Below are 17,026 nucleotides of genomic sequence, written 5' to 3' on the forward strand. Positions count from 1 at the left end.
TCAGGCCTCCGTGCCGATGAAGACGTTCTTGGTTTCGGTGAAGGCCGCGAGGGCGTCGGGCCCCAGTTCACGGCCGAGTCCGGACTGTTTGTACCCGCCGAACGGGGTCCAGTAGCGGACGGCGGAGTGGGAGTTGACGGACAGGTTCCCGGCCCTGACCGCCCGCGAGACCCGCAGGGCGCGGCCCACGTCACGGGTCCAGACGGAGCCGGCCAGGCCGTGCTCGGTGGCGTCGGCGAGCCGGACGGCGTCGTCCTCGTCGTCGAAGGGCAGGACGACGGCGACCGGGCCGAAGACCTCTTCGGTGGCGACGGGGGCGTCGGGGGCGGTCCCGGTCAGGACGGTCGGGGGGAACCAGAAGCCGGGTCCTGTGGGTGCGCTGCCCCGGATGCCGTCGGCGCCCTCGGGGACGAGTCCGCGTACGCGCTCCAGCTGGGCCCTGGAGATCAGGGGGCCCATCTGTGTCTTCTCGTCCGAGGGGTCGCCCACGACGACGGAGGAGACGGCCGGGGCCAGGAGCTCAAGGAAGCGGTCGTACACGGAGCGCTGGACCAGGATGCGGGTGCGCGCGCAGCAGTCCTGCCCGGCGTTGTCCAGGAAGGACATGGGCGCCGATGCCGCGGCGGTCTCGATGTCGGCGTCGGCGAAGACGATGTTGGGGCTCTTGCCGCCGAGTTCGAGGGTCAGCCGCTTCACCCGGTCCGCGCACCTGGCCATGATCTGCTTGCCGACGCGGGTGGAACCGGTGAAGACGATCTTGGCCACGCCCGGGTGCCTGACCAGTGCGTCACCCGTCACGTCCCCCGCGCCGGGCAGCACCTGGAAGAGGTGTTCGGGCAGGCCGGCGTCCAGGGCGATCCTGGCCAGCTGAAGGGCGGTGAGCGGGGTCGTCTCTGCGGGTTTGAGGAGGACGGCGTTGCCCGCGGCGAGGGCGGGGGCCGCGCCCCAGGCGGCGATCGGCATCGGGAAGTTCCAGGGGGCGATCACCCCGACGACACCCAGGGGTTCGAGGAACGTGAGGTCGACGCCGCCCGGTACCGGGATCTGGCGCCCCGTCAGGCGTTCCACTCCCCCGGCCGCGTAGTCCAGCAGGTCCCGGACGTTGGCCGCCTCCCAGCGGGCGTTGCCCAGGGTGTGTCCAGCTTCGGTGACCTCCAGCAGGGCCAGCCGTTCTGCGTGTTCGTCGACCAGGACGGCGAAGCGGCGCAGCAGCCGGGCGCGGTCGGCGGGGGCCAGGGCGGCCCAGGTCCGCTGGGCCGCCGCGGCGCGGATGACAGCGGTGTCGACGTCGGCGGCGGAGGTGGCGGGGACGGTGGCGACGAGCTCTTCGGTCGCCGGGTTCAGGACGCGGTGTTCATGGATCACGGGGTGCCTCACAGGCGTTCGAAGGAGCGGCGGAGCTCCCAGTCGGTCACCGCCGCGTCGAAGGCCTCCAGTTCGACGCGGGCCGCGTTGCGGTAGTGCGCGACGACGTCGTCGCCGAAGGCCTCCCGGGCGAGCTCGCTGTTCTCCCAGAAGGCGGCGGCTTCGCGGAGTGTGGTGGGGACCTGGTCGTATCCGGCGGTGTAGGCGTTGCCCTCGCAAGGGTCGGGGAGTTCCAGCTCCTGCTCGATGCCGTGGAGCCCGGCGGCGACGAGGCCGGCGACCGCCAGGTACGGGTTGACGTCGCCGCCGGGCAGCCGGTTCTCGAAGCGCAGCGAGCGGCCGTGTCCGACGACACGCAGCGCGCAGGTGCGGTTGTCGCGGCCCCAGGCGACGGCTGTCGGGGCGAAGGATCCTGGCTGGAAACGCTTGTAGGAGTTGATGTTCGGCGCGTACAGCAGGGAGAAGTCGCGCAGGGCGGCGAGCTGGCCCGCGAGGAACTGCCGCATCACGGGGGACATCGCGCCGTCGTCGCCTGCCATGACGCTGCGCCCGTCGGCGTCCTGGAGCGAGAGGTGGATGTGGCAGGAGTTGCCCTCGCGCTCGTTGAACTTGGCCATGAAGGTGAGCGCGACGCCTTCCTGGGCGGCGATCTCCTTGGAGCCGGTCTTGTAGACGGCGTGCTGGTCACAGGTGACGAGGGCCTCGTCGTAGCGGAAGACGATCTCGTGCTGGCCGGGATTGCACTCGCCCTTGGCGGATTCGACGGTGAGCCCGGCGGCCGCCATCTCGTTGCGGATGCGGCGCAGCAGCGGTTCGATGCGGCCGGTGCCGAGGACGGAGTAGTCGATGTTGTACTGGTTGGCCGGGGTGAGGCCGCGGTAGTTGCGGTCCCAGGCCTGCTCGTAGGTGTCCTTGAAGACGATGAATTCGAGTTCCGTGCCGACGTGGGCGGTCAGGCCGTGGGCGGCGAGCCGCTCCAGCTGCCGCCTGAGGATCTGGCGGGGCGCGGCGACGACCGGTTGCCCGTCCTCCCAGGTGAGGTCGGCCATGACCAGGGCGGTCGCCTCGTGCCAGGGGATGCGGCGCAGGGTCGTGAGGTCGGGGCGCATCGCGAAGTCGCCGTAGCCGTTGGACCAGGAGGACATGGCGAATCCGTCGACGGTGTTCATGTCCGTGTCGACGGCGAGCAGGTAGTTGCAGCCCTCAGTGCCGTGTTCCAGGACCTCGTCGAGGAAGAAGGACGCCGCGAACCGTTTGCCCTGGAGCCTGCCCTGCATATCGGTGAAGGCGAGGACGACGGTGTCGATCTCTCCCCGCTCCACGAGCAGGCGAAGCTCGTCGGTCCCGAGCGGGGGTTGTCGGTCTGCCACGGGATACTCCTCGTTCGGTCAGCCGGTGGACCCTCTAAGGTATGGGAGGAGACCATTGGGGGGAAGGGAATCGGGACGTGGCGGAAGAGACGGGGGAATCCGGGTCCTTCGACGGGCTGCTGCCCGCGCTGCGGCCCGTCCGGGCGGGCAACGGCTTCGAGGAGGCGCTGGAGCAGATCCTCCAGGTGGTCAGGCTCGGCCTGGTGCCGGGCGGTGGGCGGCTGCCCGCGGAACGCGAGCTGGCCGGACTGCTCGGCATCAGCCGGGTGACCTTGCGCGATGTGCTGAGGGTCCTCCAGGACCAGGGCCTGATCGAGGCCAGACGCGGGCGGTACGGCGGTACGTTCGTGCTCCCCCGCGCCCATCCCGCCGACGGCGACGAGCTGCGCCGCCGGGTGGCGGACGTCGACATCGAGGACGTCCTGCTCTTCCGGGAGGTCCTGGAGTCGGGGGCGGCCGGGCTCTGCGCGTCGAGCGGACTCGACGGCGAGGGGGCGGACCGGCTGCGTAGGGCTCTGGCGGCGACACACGAGGCACCTCTGCCCGACTACCGCAGGATCGACACCCTTTTCCACCTCACGCTCGCCGAGCTCTCCGGCTCCCCCTCCCTCGCCGCCCGGTACGCGACCGTGCGCGCGGGCGTCAACGACCTGCTGGACTGCATCCCCCTGCTGGTGCGCAACCTCGAACACTCGCAGGCTCAGCACACGGCCCTCGTCGCCGCGGTGCTCGACGGCGACGAGGACGGCGCACGGGCGGTGATGCGCGAGCACTGCGCGGGAACGGCCGCGCTGCTCCGGGGCTTCCTGGCTTGATCCCGCCCTTCCGGATCACCGCTCTTGCGCGACGGCCCGGTACGAACAAAGGTATGACGCAACACCATTGCACCGGGCCGGCCCGCAGACCGGCCGCCGGAGGGACCGCACCATGCACGAACCGCTCATCGGCGTGACGACCTATCTGGAGCCGGCGGCTCGCTGGGGCGTCTGGGAACTCCCCGCGGCGGTGCTCCCCTCCGCCTATCCCGCGCTGGTCCAGCGCTCCGGCGCACTCGCCGCGCTGCTGCCGCCCGACGACCCGGCGAGGGCGATGGCCGCCGTGTCGAGGGTGGACGGTCTCGTGATCGCGGGCGGCGCCGATGTCGATCCCGGGCTGTACGGCGCGGAGCGCGACTTCAGGACAGGACCGCCCGCGCACTCACGCGACACCTGGGAGGTCGCCCTGCTGCGCGCCGCGGCGGAGGCCGGCACCCCGGTCCTCGGGATCTGCCGGGGCATGCAGCTTCTCAATGTGGCGCTGGGTGGCACGCTGACCCAGCATCTGGACGGCCACACGGGCCCGTTCGGCAAGGCCGGGGTGCTCGGCGAGCACCCGGTGACGCCGGTCCCCGGGACGCTGTACGCCTCGCTCGTGCCCGAGGAGACGTCCGTACCCACCTACCACCACCAGGCCGTGGACCGGCTCGCGCCGGGCCTGACGGCCTCCGCGCACGCGGCGGACGGCACGGTGGAGGCGATCGAGCTCCCGGGCTCCAGGTGGGTGCTCGGGGTCCAGTGGCACCCCGAGATGGGTGACGACCTGCGCATCATGCGGGCCCTGGTGGCGGCGGCCAGGGCCGGGGCCGCAGTGCCCTCGGCCTGAGGTTCCCGTACCCCGGCCGCTCAGTGCTCGGGGCCGGGCCGTCCCGGAGTCCCGCCCGGCGCGCGGGCGGTCAGCGAGAGCAGGTCCCGGGCGGGTCCGGTGGGCCGGTGGCCGGCGGGCCAGACCGCGCGCAGCTGACGGCGCAGCCTGACGCCCGCCACCGGGACCTTGACCAGGCGGCGCGCGGACAGCTCCTCATCCAGCGCGAGTTCGCTCAGCACGCAGGGCCCCGCGCCGCTCTCCGCCGCACCCTTCACCGCGGTGGTCGAGGAGAGTTCGAGCAGGGGGCGCGCGAGTCCGCCGTGCACGGCGAGCGCCGCGTCCAGGACCTGGCGGGTGCCCGAACCGTGTTCCCGCAGGATCAGGGGCGCCTCGGCGAGCTCCCCCGGGGTCAGCGTGGCCCGGCGCGCCCACGGGTGGGACGGGGCGACCACGACGACGAGCCGGTCGTGCGCGATGACGGTGCCGTCGAGCCCTTCCGGTATCGAGAGTCCCTCGACGAAGCCCAGATCCGCCTCGCCGGCCAGCAGTCGCAGGGCGACCGTCGCCGAGTTGCCGGCGAGCAGGGACACGGCGGTCCCGGGGCGCTCGGCCCGCAGGGCGATCAGCCAGCCGGGCAGCAGATACTCCGCGATGGTCATGCTCGCGGCCACCCGCAGCCGGGAGTCGCGCCGGTCCCGCAGGGCCTGGGCCCCGACGTCGAAGGCCTCGGCCGCCTCGACGACCCTGCGCGCCCAGTCGGTGACGAGGGCGCCCGCGTCGGTCAGCCGGGATCCGCGCGGCGAGCGGTCCAGGAGCGCGACGCCGAGCTGCCGCTCCATCGACCGGATGCGGCCGGATGCGGCGGGCTGGCTGATGCCGACGTCCCGGGCCGCCCGGCCCAGACTCCCGTGCCGCGCGACGGCCAGCAGCAGCACCATGGCTCCCAGGTCGGGAACCCGGTGGGGCAGGGCGGAGTGCGGGGTCACTGGACTGGACATAAGGCCAGCCTATGACCTCATAGCCCGGCGCTTCCTGGTGGGCGGCGCCCGGCCCGCCGAGAATCGTGGCATGGCCATCTTTCCGCAGACCGGGACCGGGTTCCCGGCCTTCCGTCCTCTCGCCCTCCGGCGCCCTTCCCTGCGCCATCTCGGCCCCAACTGGTACGCGACGGTGATGGGCACCGCCATCGTCGCGACCGCCGGCGCCGCGCTGCCCGTGGGCGTGCCGGGTCTGCGAACCGGCCTGGTCGTGGTGTGGGCCCTGTCCGCCGTGCTCCTGGTGCTCGTGCTGGCAGCCCGCGCCGGGCACTGGGTCCTGCATCGGGACCAGGGCCGTGCCCACCTCGCCGATCCCGCCGTCGCCCCCTTCCACGGCTGTCTGTCCATGGCGCTGCTCGCCGTCGGCGCGGGCACCCTGGTGGTGGGCCAGGACGTCATCGGGCATCCGGCCGCGGTCGTCGTGGACGTGCTGCTGTTCACCGCGGGCACGGCCGCCGGTCTCGCCGCCGCCGTGGCGATCCCGTACCTCATGGTCGTACGCCACCGTCCCGCCCCGGGCACAGCGTCGCCGGTCTGGCTGCTGCCGCTGGTGGCCCCGATGGTCTCGGCCGCGGTCGGACCGCTGCTGGTGCCCGAGCTGGCGCCCGGCCAGGGGCGTGAAGCGCTGCTGCTGGCCTGTTACGCGATGTTCGGGCTGTCCCTGCTGGCGACCCTGATGGTCCTTCCGCTGGTCTTCGCACGCCTGGTCCACCAGGGCCCCCTGCCGCTCGCGCTGACCCCGACGCTGTTCCTGGTGCTCGGACCGCTGGGCCAGTCCACGACCGCCGTCAACCAGCTGGCCGATGTGGCGCCCGGCACGGTCGCGGCGCCGTACGCCTCGGCTTTCGGCGTCTTCGCCGTCCTGTACGGGGTGCCGGTGATGGGCTTCGCCCTGCTGTGGCTGGCCCTGTCCGCGGCGCTGGTGGTACGCGCGATGCGGCGCGGCATGGGGTTCACGATGACCTGGTGGGGGTTCACCTTCCCGGTCGGTACGTGTGTCACCGGCGCGGCGGGTCTTGCCAGGCACACCGGTCTGGACGCGTACACCTGGCTGGCCGTGGCGCTCTACGCCCTGCTGGTGGCGGCCTGGGCGGTGGCGGGCGTACGGACGCTGGGCGGGCTGTTCAGCGGAGCGCTGCTCGCAGCGCCCCGGCCGCCTCGGCCAGTGACGGTCCGTACCACGTGAGGTGCCGCCCGTCGACGAGCGCTACGGCCAGGTCGGGGAAGGCCTCGGGTCCGTCACCGGCGGTGTCGGGGTTCTTCGTGCCGCCGATCCGGGCCGCGGTGAGGCCCGCGGGACGCGTGCACCAGTCGGTGACGCCGACGAGCAGACCGGGGGCGGTGACGGCGACGGCCTCGGTGAGCGAAGGGACGAGCGAGACGACACGCACGGGCACTGCTCCCCTGTCAGCGGCGCGAGTCGTACGTCGCGTCGATGTGTTCGGCGACCGAGACGACCAGCAGCCGGGTGTCCGGCACGGTCGCCCGCCACCGGTGGCGGACCCCGCCCGAGAGGAAGAGGGTGTCGCCCCGGCCCAGCCGGTGGGCCCGGCCCTCGGCCTCGACCTCGACGGCGCCCTCCACGACGTACATCACCTCGTCGTTGCGGTGCTGGAACTCGCACCCGAGGTCCGTCTCGCCGACGAACTCCAGCGCGCTGAGCTGGTGCCGCCCGCGCACCAGCCTGCGTACGCCGTCCCCGTCGTCCGCCCGCACGACGTCCACCGCGCGTGCCGAGTCCGCGGCGGCCCGCAGCCGCTCCGTCGTGGTCTCCAGCGCCTCCGCCACCCGGTTCAGGGACCGGGGGCTGGGTCTGGCCCGTTCGTTCTCGATCTGGCTGAGGAACGGTACGGACAGTCCGCTGCGCCCGGCCACCGCGGCCAGCGTGAGTCCGAGGGTCCTGCGGCGTCGGCGGACCGCCGCACCCACTCGAAGGGCTTCCTTGTCGTCCATGTCCGGCTCCCTCCCCGGATCGCCATCCTCCCGGTTGCCAGCACCCTACGCATGTCGTTTAGGCGGACGGAGAGCAATCCGACGGACGGGGCCGGAGGAGAGACCTCCGCGGACTCCCCCGACCAGCCTGAAGGGGACGGCTCCGGTTCGCTACCGGGGCCGTCCCCTTCGTCATGGCGGGGTGTGCGGATCAGCCGGCGACAGGCGCCATCTTCTCCACCACGTCCGGGTTGGCGTCCATCCAGCGGCGGGCGGACTCCTTCTCCTTGCCGGCGCCGCCCTTCTGGAGCTCCACCTCGAGCGAGGCGAGCTGCGCCTCACTGAGCTTGAAGTCCTTCAGCCAGCCGGTCAGCTCCGGGAAGTCCTTGCCGAAGTCCTTCTTGGCGACCGTGTGGATCTGCTCGCCCTTGCCCCAGGCACCCTTCGGGTCATCGAGCTTCTTCAGGTCGTTCGCACCGTAGGCCCAGTGCGGCGACCACAGGGTCACCACGACCGGCTCCTTCTTCTTGATCGACCGGTTCAGCTCGGCCAGCATCGACGAGGTGCTGGAGGAGACCACCTCGTACTCACCTTCGAGGCCGTACTCCTTGAGCACCTTCTTGTTGAGGGTGCCCATCATCCCGGCGCTCGACTCGATGCCGATGATCTTGCCGTTGAACTTCTTGCCCTGACCCTTGAGGTCGGCCAGCGAGTCGATCCCCTTGACGTACGACGGGACCGTCAGCTCCAGCGACGTGGGCCCGTACCAGGAGCCCAGATCGGTGAGGTTGTCCTTGTACTTGTCCCAGTAGTCCTTGTGCGTCGTCGGTAGCCAGGAGTCGAACTGGACGTCCAGCTGTCCCTGCGCGAGACCGGTGTAGAGCGGGCCGGGGTCGAGCTGCTTGACCGTCGTCTTGTAGCCCCGGTCCTCCAGCACGTTCTGCCAGAGGTAGGTGGAGGCGATGGCCTCGTCCCACGGGAAGTAACCCAGGTTGACGGTCTTGCCCGCGTCCTTGCCGTCCTTCTTCGCACCGCCCGGCGGCGGGGCGAGCTGGTCGACGAGGCCCGGGTTCTTCTTCAGCCAGCTGCGGACGCCGTCCTGCTCCTTGCCCTGGCCGGCCTTCTGGATCTCGTTCTCCAGGCTCGTGAGCTGCTTCTCGGTGAGCTTGAAGTTCTTGAGCCAGTCCGCGACGGCGGGCGCCTTCTTCGCGAAGCCCTTGTGGGCGACGGTGTGCACGTCCTCGCCCTTGCCCCAGGCGCCCTTCGGGTCCTTGAGCTTCTTCAGGTCGTGCGCGCCGTAGGCCCAGTGCGGCGACCACAGGGTCACCACGACCGGCTCCTTCTTCTTGATGGAGGCGTTGAGCTCGGCGAGCATCGACGAGGTGCTGGAGGAGACGACCTCGTACTCACCCTCCAGGCCGTACTCCTTGAGCACCTTCTTGTTGAGGGTGCCCATCATCCCGGCGCTGGCCTCGATGCCGATGATCTTGCCGTTGAACTTCTTGCCCTGACCCTTGAGGTCGGCCAGCGAGTCGATGCCCTTGACGTACGACGGGACCGTCAGCTCCAGCGAGGTCGGGCCGTACCACGAACCCAGGTCCTCCAGGTCGTCGCTGTACTTGTCCCAGTAGTCCTTGTGCGTGGTGGGCAGCCAGGCGTCCGTCTGGAAGTCGATGTCTCCGCGGGCGACGCCGGAGTAGAGCGGACCGGCGTCGAGCTGGGTGACCCCGGCCTCGTAGCCGCGCTGCTCGAGGATCTCCTTCCACAGGAAGGTGGAGGCGATGCCCTCGTCCCAGGGGATGTAGCCCAGGTTGATCTTCTGGCCGTCGCCGACGTTGGAGCTGTCGGCCTGTGAGGCCTTCGAGTCGCTGGAACCGGCGATGTTGAGGCCGCCCGCGATGAGCGCGAGTACGACGACACCGGTCATCGCGATGGCGGTTCCCGGCTTGTAGTGCGTGAACCTGAGGCGCCGCGCACCGGCGGCGACCTTGGCGGCGGCGCGACGGCCGAGCGGGGAGACCCGCTCGTTGAGCGCGCCGGTCATCCGGTCCAGGTACATGGCGAGGATGACGACGGCGATCCCGCTCTCGGCGGCGAGGCCGACCTGGAGCTGGGTGATCGCGGCGTACACCTTCTCGCCGAGCCCGCCGGCGCCGGCCATGCCGCCGATGACGACCATCGACAGGGCCAGCATGATGACCTGGTTGATTCCGGCCATGATCGTCGGCAGGGCGAGCGGCAGCTGCACCCGGGTCAGGGTGTCCTTGGGTGTGGTGCCGAAGGCCTCGGCCGCCTCCACCAGCTCGCCGTCGACCTGGCGGATACCGAGCTCGGTCATGCGGACACCGGGCGGCATCGCGAAGACGATGGTGGCGATCACACCGGGGGTGACGCCGACGCCGAAGAACATGACGCCGGGGATCAGGTAGACGAAGGCGGGCATCGTCTGCATGACGTCGAGCACCGGCCGCAGCGTGGCGCTGACCCGGCTGTTGCGCGCCGCCCAGATTCCGGTGGGCACCGCGATCACGATCGTGATGACCGCTGCCACGATGACCAGCGAGAGGGTCCCCATCGCCTCGTCCCAGAGGGCGAGGGAGTCGATGAGCGCGAAGCCCACGAAGGTGAGCACCGCGGGGACCACCCCGCGCAGCCAGAACGCCAGGACCGCGAAGATTCCGGCCATCAGCAACGGCTCGCCGCCGCTCAGCACGGCGTTGACGCCGTCGTACATCCCGCCGAGCACGGTCTTGATGAAGTCGAAGATCCAGGTGAGGTTCGACTGGAGCCAGTCGACCGCGTCCTCGACCCACGAGCCGAAGGTGAACCTAGGCACCGGCGATCACCTTCTTGGCCTCACCCGGAGCCGGAACCTGGTGGTCCACCTGAGGTTCCTCGCCGAGCGCGGCCAGCAGCCTGGTGCGCTGGACGACGCCTATGACACCGCCGTCCTCACCGGTGACGGCGACGGCCGCACCGCTGGTGGAGCAGGGTGCGAAGAGCTCCGCTATGGGAGTCTCGGACGACACCGTCGCGGGCGCCTCGGCCAGCAGGTCCTTGTGGGAGCGGCCCGCTTCGGGCGCCTCCATGATCGAACCGGCGGTGAGCACCCGGGAGCGGTCGACGTCCTGGATGAAGGAGGCGACGTAGTCGTTGGACGGCCGCACGAGGATGTCCTCGGCGGTGCCCTGCTGGACGATCTCGCCGTCCCGCATCACGGCGATACGGTCGCCGAGGCGCATGGCCTCGTTGAGGTCGTGGGTGATGAAGACGATGGTCTTCTTCAGGCGCTTCTGCAGTTCCAGGAGCTGGTCCTGCATGTCACGCCGGATCAGCGGGTCGAGCGCGCTGAAGGACTCGTCCATCAGGAGCAGGTCGGCGTCGGTGGCGAGCGCGCGGGCCAGACCCACACGCTGCTGCATGCCGCCGGACAGCTCGTCGGGCCAGGACTTCTCCCAGCCGGCGAGGCCGGTCATCTCCAGCGCCTCGGCGGCGCGCGCCTCCCGTGCGACCCGCGGGACGCCCTGGACCTCCAGGCCGTACGCCGCGTTCTCCAGGACGCTCCTGTGGGGGAAGAGCGCAAAGTGCTGGAACACCATGCTGATCTTGGTCGAGCGTACGCTGCGCAGGTCACGGGCGCTCAGGGCGGTCAGGTCCTGGTCGTCGAACAGGACGCGTCCGGCGGTGGGCTCCAACAGGCCGTTGAGCATCCGCAGCAATGTGGACTTCCCCGAACCGGAGAGTCCCATCACAACGAAGATCTGCCCCGGTTCCACGGTGAACGAGGCGTCGATCACCGCTGCGGTCGTTCCGTCGGCGCGCAGTTCGTCGCGGTGGGTACCGCTCTCGAGCTTCTGCACGGCTTCATCGGGTCGTCTGCCGAACACTTTGTACAGGTGCTCAGCTTGCAGCCTTGACACATACACCTCACGCGTTGAACCGAAAACGGTCTGCCACCCCCTTCGGCAGACCGTGGAGCGGTGCGGATTCGGTCCGCAGAGCACGCGCATCAAGTTGAAAAATGGACGTGGTCCGCTCCGATGCCGCGCCTGCCCCCGCTTACGCAACTCAAACACGCGTGTGATTCAGATCACTCGAAAGAAAGACCGCCGCGGGAACCCCGCGAGATGTCGGAGGAACCCCGCACTTCCTCCGACCCCACTGTCGGAGGCGTGCGGCATGATCGGAGTGTGACCCGACGCCTGATGCTCCTCGACACCGCCTCCCTCTACTTCCGCGCGTATTTCGGCGTCCCCGACTCGGTGCGCGCGCCCGACGGCACCCCGGTCAACGCCGTGCGCGGGCTGCTCGACTTCATCGCCAGGCTGGTGCAGGACCACCGGCCCGACGACCTGGTCGCGTGCATGGACGCGGACTGGCGCCCGCAGTGGCGGGTCGATCTGATCCCGACCTACAAGGCGCACCGGGTGGCTGTCGAGACCCCCGGGGGCGTCCCGGACGAGGAAGAGGTCCCCGACACCCTCTCCCCGCAGGTCCCGGTGATCGAGGCCGTGCTGGACGCGCTGGGGATCGCCCGCGTCGGCGTCGCCGGGTACGAGGCGGACGACGTGATCGGCACGCTGGCCGGCCGGGCCGCGGGACCGGTGGACATCGTGACCGGGGACCGCGATCTGTATCAGCTGGTCGACGACGCCCGCGGGGTGCGGGTGCTCTATCCGCTGAAGGGCGTGGGGACGCTCCAGGTGACGGACGAGACCTGGCTCCGCGAGAAGTACGGCGTGGACGGCGGCGGATACGTCGATCTGGCCCTGCTGCGCGGCGATCCGAGCGACGGACTTCCCGGCGTGCCCGGTATCGGCGAGAAGACGGCGGCGAAGCTGCTGGACACCTTCGGCGACCTCGCGGGGATCATGGCCGCGGTGGACGATCCCGCCGCCCCGCTGACCCCGTCCCGTCGCAAGCGGCTGGACGAGGCCCGGGACTACGTGGCGGTGGCCCCGAAGGTCGTCCGGGTCGCCGACGACGTGCCCCTGCCCGACTTCACCCCTGCTCTCCCCCGCGAACCACGTGACCCCGCCGCCCTGGAGTCCCTCGCGGCACAGTGGGGCCTGGGCAACGCGCTCCAGCGACTGCTCGTCACACTCCAGGCATGAGGTGCTAGCTTAGGTAAACCTAAGTTTGCAGTACCTCGTATATGTCCAGAGCAGGGAGAACCTCGTGGCAGAGCGGCCGCAACGCCGGACACCCAAGGCGCAGGGGGCACAGGTTCTGCGCACCGAGCAGATCACCCCGCACATGGTGCGCGTGGTCCTCGGTGGCGACGGCCTGGCCGAGTTCACCCTCGGCGGGTACACCGACCACTACATCAAGCTGTGCTTCGCCCCGGAGGGCGCGGACTACAGCCACCCCTTCGACATGGCGGCGATCCGCGAGGAGTACCCGCGCGAGCTGTGGCCCACCACCCGGACGTACACCGTGCGCTCCTGGGATCCCGAGACCCGTGAGCTCGCCGTCGATTTCGTGGTGCACGGCGACGAGGGCCTGGCGGGCCCCTGGGCGGCGCGTGCACAGCGCGGCGACCAGGTGACCTTCCTCGGCCCCGGCGGCGGTTACGTCCCGGAGGCCTCGGCCGACTGGCATCTGCTGGTGGGCGACGAGAGCGCTCTGCCCGCCATCGCGGCGTCCCTTGAGCAGCTTCCGGAGGGCGCGACGGCGCACGTCTTCGTGGAGGTGCCGGACGCCTCCGAGGAGCAGAAGCTCGCGACGCCCGACGGCGTCTCGGTGACCTGGCTGCACCGCGGCGACGGCCCGGTCGGCGAGGGGCTCGTCACCGCGGTGACCGGGCTGGAGTTCCCCGAGGGCGAGGTGCAGGCCTTCGTCCACGGCGAGGCGGGCTTCGTCAAGGAGATCAGGCGCCACCTCCGCCTGGAGCGCGGCATCCCGCCCCAGCAGCTGTCGATCTCGGGTTACTGGCGTCTCGGCAAGGACGACGACGCCTGGCGCGCGGTCAAGCGCGAGTGGAACGAGCAGGTGGAGCGCGAGCAGGAGAGCGCCGCGTAGCGCCCCTCCCACGCATCGTCGAACCCGGTCGCCGTCCCTGACGGCGACCGGGTTCTCGCGTGTGCGGAAGAGGGTGTGCGGGAGGGCCGAGCGGGCAGGCGGATCGGCGAGGCCTCCGACCAATCCTCCGGGCCACCGGCTCCGAATCACCCAGGAAACCGATGCGTGCTCCGGGAGGACCGTCCGCGTGAGAGAAGCCGTACACATCAGTGGGGTCCCTTCGTCGGGCCCCGGCCTGCAGGAGCTGCTCGGCCAGGTCGCCCGTGGTGACCAGGACGCTTTCACCCAGGTGTACGACCAGGTCAGTGGGCCGGTCCTCGGGCTGGTGCGCAGCGTGCTCCGTGACCCCGCCCAGTCCGAGGAGGTCGCCCAGGAGGTCCTGGTCGAGCTGTGGCGCACCGCGCCCCGCTACCAGGCGTCCCGCGGCAGCGCCATGAACTGGGTACTGACGCTCGCCCACCACCGCGCGGTGGACCGGGTCAGGTCGGCCGAGGCGACCGCGGCACGGGAGCACAGGGCCGCGCTGCTCGACCGCACCCCGGAGTTCGACGAGGTGTCCGAGCAGGTCGAGAGCCGGCTGGAGAGAGAACAGGTCCGGCGCTGTCTACGGACGCTCTCCGAGCTCCAGCGGGAGTCCGTCACGCTGGCGTACTACCGCGGGCTGACCTACCGCGAGGTCGGCGAGCTGCTGTCCGTACCGCTGGGAACCATCAAGACGCGACTGCGCGACGGGCTCATCCGGCTGCGCGACTGCCTGGGGGTGGGCGTATGAGTACGGCCGAGCTGCACACACTGACCGGGGCCTACGCCCTGCACGCGCTGCCCGAGGACGAGCGCCTCGCCTTCGAACGGCATCTGGGTGCCTGCGAGGCGTGCGCCCAGGAGGTGCGCGAGCTGTCCGCGACCGCCGCCCGGCTGGGGCTCGCCGTGTCCACCACTCCGCCGCCCGCACTCCGGGAGCGGGTGCTGCGCGACATCACGGCCGTACGGCAGGAGCCGCCGCCCCGTGGGCGAGGCGCCCGCTCCGGTGCCTCGGTCGGACGGGCCCGCCGCTGGTCGACGTATGCGCTGGCGGCCTGTGTCGCCGCCGCCGCCGCTCTCGGCGGGGTTGCGGTGTGGCAGAACCAGCTCGCGCAGGACGCCCGGCAGGAGACCGCCAGGGCCGAACAGCACAACGAGCAGGTGGCGCGGGTGCTGACCGCACCGGACGCCGCGACCAGCGCGGCCGATCTCGGGGACGGCGCCCGGGGCACGGTGGTGGTCTCGCAGAGCGTGAACCGGGCGGTGTTCCTGGCATCCGGCCTGGAACGGCCATCCGGCGGCAAGGTGTACCAGCTTTGGTTCGACGACGGCGGCACCATGCGTGCGGCCGGACTGCTGAACCCGTCCGCCACGGATGACGCCGTCCTGCTCGACGGGCCCGTGGACCGGGCGTCCGGCATGGGCATCACCGTCGAACCGGCCGGCGGATCGGCACAGCCGACCTCGGATCCGGTGGCCCTGATGAAGTTCGAGGACGCCTGAGGGCCCGGCAGCGCTGGAACACAGGGGGTCGCGTCCCCCTGTGTTTCAGCGTCGGCGCGGCGGGCGCGGGAAGAACCCGCTGGTGCGGGCCCGGTAGTCCGCGTACCCCGGCCGTCCGGCCATGTGCCGCTCCAGCAGCGCCTTTCCGCTGCCCCTGGTCAGCAGGAAGCTCATGACGACGGGCGACACCAGGGTCGCAGCGGCGACCGCGGGGTTCGCGCAGACGATGAGGAACAGCCCCCACCAGACACAGAAGTCCCCGAAGTAGTTCGGGTGCCGGGTCCAGGACCACAGGCCACGGTCCATGATCCGCCCCCGGTTCGCGGGATCGGCCTTGAACCGCGCCAGTTGGCTGTCCCCCAGTGCCTCGAAGCCCAGCCCCACCGCCCAGAGCGCGGTCCCGGCCCAGGCCCACCCGTCGAGCGGACCCGGCAGATACGAGGCCGCCTGCACGGGCAGGGAGACAAGCCAGACGAGCGCCCCCTGGAGGAGGTACACCGTGCGCAGCGCGTACAGACCGCGATGGCCCGGCGCCTTGGCCAGCAGGGCCTCGTAGCGCGGGTCCTCGCCGTGACCCCGGCCCCGACGGCCGATGTGCACGGCCAGCCGCAGGCCGTGGACGACGGTGAGCACGGTCACCAGGACACGGCGCCCGTCGTCACCCTCGCCGCCGGACAGCGCGTACGCGACGAGGGCGACGGCCGCGAAGCCGAGTCCCCACGCCACGTCCACGATCCGGTGCAGGCGCCTGCGCAGGGCGATCAGGAACGTCACGAGCATGACGCCGAGCGCGGCGCCCGCCGTCACCGGCAGGCTCCGGGCGAACTCCGCCCAGCCGAAGCCGCTCATCCGGAGTACCAGCCGTGCCGGGTGGTGGCCGGGCCCGATGAGCCGTCGGCGTCGGGGCGCACCGCGAGGATCTGGTCGACGCCCATGCGCCGTTCCTCGAAGGCGAGTGCGCCGCCCACCAGGTAGAGGCGCCACACCCGGGCCGTCTCCTCACCCACCAGTGCCAGGAACTCCGGCAGGTGCTCCTCCAGGGTGCGGTGCCAGGCCTCGACGGTCAGGACGTAGTGCTCGCGCAGCGACTCGACGTCACGGACCTCAAGGCCGGCGCCCTCCAGCAGGCCCACGGTCTCGCCGAGCGGACGCATGTGCATGTCGGGGGCGATGTAGGACTCGATGAACGCACCGCCGCCGGGGGCGGTCGAGCCGCGGGACATCTGCTGGACCAGGGCGCGGCCACGCGGCCGGAGCACGGAGTGGAGCAGCGCGGTGAAGGCCGGGTACTGCGCGTCGCCGACGTGTTCCCCCATCTCGACGGTGGAGACGGCGTCGTATCCGCCCCGGAAGCCTGGCAGGGCGGCGACGTCCCGGTAGTCGCAGCAGAGCACCTCGACGAGATCGTCGAGGCCGCGCGCCTCCACCTGCCCCCGCACATGGGCGGCTTGTTCCGCGGCGAGGGTGACAGCGGTGACCCGGACCCCGTGCCGGGCCGCCGCGTGCAGGGTCAGGGATCCCCAGCCGCAGCCGATGTCGAGGAGGCGCGCGCCGGCCGTCAGCGCCAGCTTGCGGCAGATGAGTTCGAGCTTGTCGCGCTGCGCGTCGGCCGGTCCGTAGCCGGGCCCTGCACCGGTCCAGTAGCCGCACGAGTAGGCCATGGTCTCGTCGAGCAGCAGCGAGTAGAAGGCGTTGGACAGGTCGTAGTGGTGGCTGATGGCGGCCCGGTCGCGCGCCTTGCTGTGCGGCGCGCCGCGAAGTCCGGCGCGGGCCGCGGGAGTCGGAGGGCGGGGCCCGATCGCGCCGAGGCGCAGTGCGGTGCCGGCTGCCCGCAGCCGGTCGGCGAGACCGGGGCGGGTCAGCCGCTGTCCCTGCCGGCCCGGCCCCTGGCGCAGCGCGCGCAGCCCGGCCGCCAGGTCGTCGGCGATGTCGATGTCGCCGGTGATGTAGGCCTCGGCGAGGCCGAGTTCGCCCGGCTGCCACAGGAGCCGGCGCAGCGCACTGCGGGAGCGCACCTGCACCGTGGGGGCGCCCTCGGGACCGGTCTCGCTGCCGTCCCACATCCTGATCCTGACCGGCGGGGGCCCGCCGATGAACCGCTCCAGCACGGGCGCGATCCGCTGCGCCGCTCCGTTTCCCGGTGTGTCGGTCATG

Annotated in this window: 16 protein-coding genes; 7 read left to right on the top strand and 9 right to left on the bottom strand. The window is 71.4% G+C overall.

Annotated features, from left to right (window positions below; all coding sequences use genetic code 11):
* Positions 1-1,365, bottom strand: a complete 1,365-nt coding sequence (locus AB0C75_RS10920; RefSeq protein ID WP_362889235.1) for an aldehyde dehydrogenase family protein — start codon at positions 1,363-1,365, stop codon at positions 1-3.
* A gap of 8 nt (positions 1,366-1,373) precedes the next feature.
* Positions 1,374-2,735, bottom strand: coding sequence for a glutamine synthetase family protein (locus tag AB0C75_RS10925; RefSeq protein WP_362889237.1), 1,362 nt, complete (start codon positions 2,733-2,735; stop codon positions 1,374-1,376).
* A 77-nt stretch (positions 2,736-2,812) separates the two neighbouring features.
* Between AB0C75_RS10925 and AB0C75_RS10930 the strand changes: the two genes are divergently transcribed.
* Both AB0C75_RS10930 and AB0C75_RS10935 read left to right on the top strand, forming a co-directional pair.
* Positions 2,813-3,550: an FCD domain-containing protein gene (locus AB0C75_RS10930; protein ID WP_362889239.1), complete on the top strand. Its 738-nt coding sequence runs from the start codon at positions 2,813-2,815 to the stop codon at positions 3,548-3,550.
* 112 nt (positions 3,551-3,662) lie between these two features.
* Positions 3,663-4,376: a gamma-glutamyl-gamma-aminobutyrate hydrolase family protein gene (locus AB0C75_RS10935; RefSeq protein ID WP_362889241.1), complete on the top strand. Its 714-nt coding sequence runs from the start codon at positions 3,663-3,665 to the stop codon at positions 4,374-4,376.
* Positions 4,377-4,396: 20 nt separating this feature from the next.
* Here AB0C75_RS10935 and AB0C75_RS10940 read toward each other — a convergent pair whose 3' ends face one another.
* Positions 4,397-5,356: a LysR family transcriptional regulator gene (locus AB0C75_RS10940; RefSeq protein ID WP_362889243.1), complete on the bottom strand. Its 960-nt coding sequence runs from the start codon at positions 5,354-5,356 to the stop codon at positions 4,397-4,399.
* 70 nt (positions 5,357-5,426) lie between these two features.
* On the opposite strand from AB0C75_RS10940, the gene AB0C75_RS10945 reads away from it, so the two are divergent.
* Positions 5,427-6,581 (top strand): TDT family transporter, encoded by a 1,155-nt coding sequence (locus tag AB0C75_RS10945; protein ID WP_362889246.1) that lies wholly within the window; start codon positions 5,427-5,429, stop codon positions 6,579-6,581.
* On the opposite strand, the gene AB0C75_RS10950 is transcribed toward AB0C75_RS10945, so the two are convergent.
* The 4 genes from AB0C75_RS10950 to AB0C75_RS10965 all read right to left on the bottom strand — a co-directional run bounded on the left by AB0C75_RS10950 (position 6,520) and on the right by AB0C75_RS10965 (position 11,247).
* The gene (locus tag AB0C75_RS10950; RefSeq protein ID WP_362889248.1) at positions 6,520-6,786 is read right to left on the bottom strand and encodes a helical backbone metal receptor; all 267 of its coding nucleotides are present in this window, start codon (positions 6,784-6,786) and stop codon (positions 6,520-6,522) included. The two genes, AB0C75_RS10945 and AB0C75_RS10950, sit on opposite strands and share 62 nt — an antisense overlap.
* Positions 6,787-6,802: 16 nt before the next feature.
* On the bottom strand, positions 6,803-7,348 hold the full coding sequence (locus AB0C75_RS10955) for a helix-turn-helix domain-containing protein (protein ID WP_362889250.1): 546 nt from the start codon (positions 7,346-7,348) through the stop codon (positions 6,803-6,805).
* Positions 7,349-7,538: 190 nt separating this feature from the next.
* On the bottom strand, positions 7,539-10,163 hold the full coding sequence (locus AB0C75_RS10960; RefSeq protein WP_362889252.1) for an ABC transporter permease/substrate binding protein: 2,625 nt from the start codon (positions 10,161-10,163) through the stop codon (positions 7,539-7,541).
* The gene (locus AB0C75_RS10965) at positions 10,156-11,247 is read right to left on the bottom strand and encodes a glycine betaine/L-proline ABC transporter ATP-binding protein (protein WP_362889254.1); all 1,092 of its coding nucleotides are present in this window, start codon (positions 11,245-11,247) and stop codon (positions 10,156-10,158) included. The genes AB0C75_RS10960 and AB0C75_RS10965 overlap by 8 nt, the downstream gene beginning before the upstream one ends.
* Before the next feature lie 285 nt (positions 11,248-11,532).
* On the opposite strand from AB0C75_RS10965, the gene AB0C75_RS10970 reads away from it, so the two are divergent.
* The 4 genes from AB0C75_RS10970 to AB0C75_RS10985 all read left to right on the top strand — a co-directional run bounded on the left by AB0C75_RS10970 (position 11,533) and on the right by AB0C75_RS10985 (position 14,872).
* Entirely contained in the window at positions 11,533-12,441 is a 909-nt protein-coding gene (locus tag AB0C75_RS10970) for a 5'-3' exonuclease (protein ID WP_362889613.1), read from the top strand.
* Positions 12,442-12,505: 64 nt separating this feature from the next.
* Positions 12,506-13,348: a siderophore-interacting protein gene (locus tag AB0C75_RS10975; protein WP_362889255.1), complete on the top strand. Its 843-nt coding sequence runs from the start codon at positions 12,506-12,508 to the stop codon at positions 13,346-13,348.
* Between the two features lie 187 nt (positions 13,349-13,535).
* Positions 13,536-14,120: a sigma-70 family RNA polymerase sigma factor gene (locus AB0C75_RS10980; RefSeq protein ID WP_362889257.1), complete on the top strand. Its 585-nt coding sequence runs from the start codon at positions 13,536-13,538 to the stop codon at positions 14,118-14,120.
* Positions 14,117-14,872 (top strand): anti-sigma factor, encoded by a 756-nt coding sequence (locus AB0C75_RS10985; RefSeq protein WP_362889259.1) that lies wholly within the window; start codon positions 14,117-14,119, stop codon positions 14,870-14,872. Before AB0C75_RS10980 ends, AB0C75_RS10985 begins: the two co-directional genes overlap by 4 nt.
* 45 nt (positions 14,873-14,917) lie before the next feature.
* Here AB0C75_RS10985 and AB0C75_RS10990 read toward each other — a convergent pair whose 3' ends face one another.
* A complete protein-coding gene (locus tag AB0C75_RS10990) occupies positions 14,918-15,721 on the bottom strand; it encodes a DUF1295 domain-containing protein (RefSeq protein WP_362889261.1) in 804 nt (267 codons plus the stop codon).
* Positions 15,718-17,025, bottom strand: coding sequence for a cyclopropane-fatty-acyl-phospholipid synthase family protein (locus AB0C75_RS10995; RefSeq protein ID WP_362889615.1), 1,308 nt, complete (start codon positions 17,023-17,025; stop codon positions 15,718-15,720). The genes AB0C75_RS10990 and AB0C75_RS10995 overlap by 4 nt, the downstream gene beginning before the upstream one ends.
* Position 17,026: the final 1 nt, after the last annotated feature.

The sequence above is a fragment of the Streptomyces sp. NPDC048565 genome, assembly GCF_040650935.1.
In the GTDB taxonomy this organism is placed as follows: Bacteria; Actinomycetota; Actinomycetes; order Streptomycetales; family Streptomycetaceae; genus Streptomyces.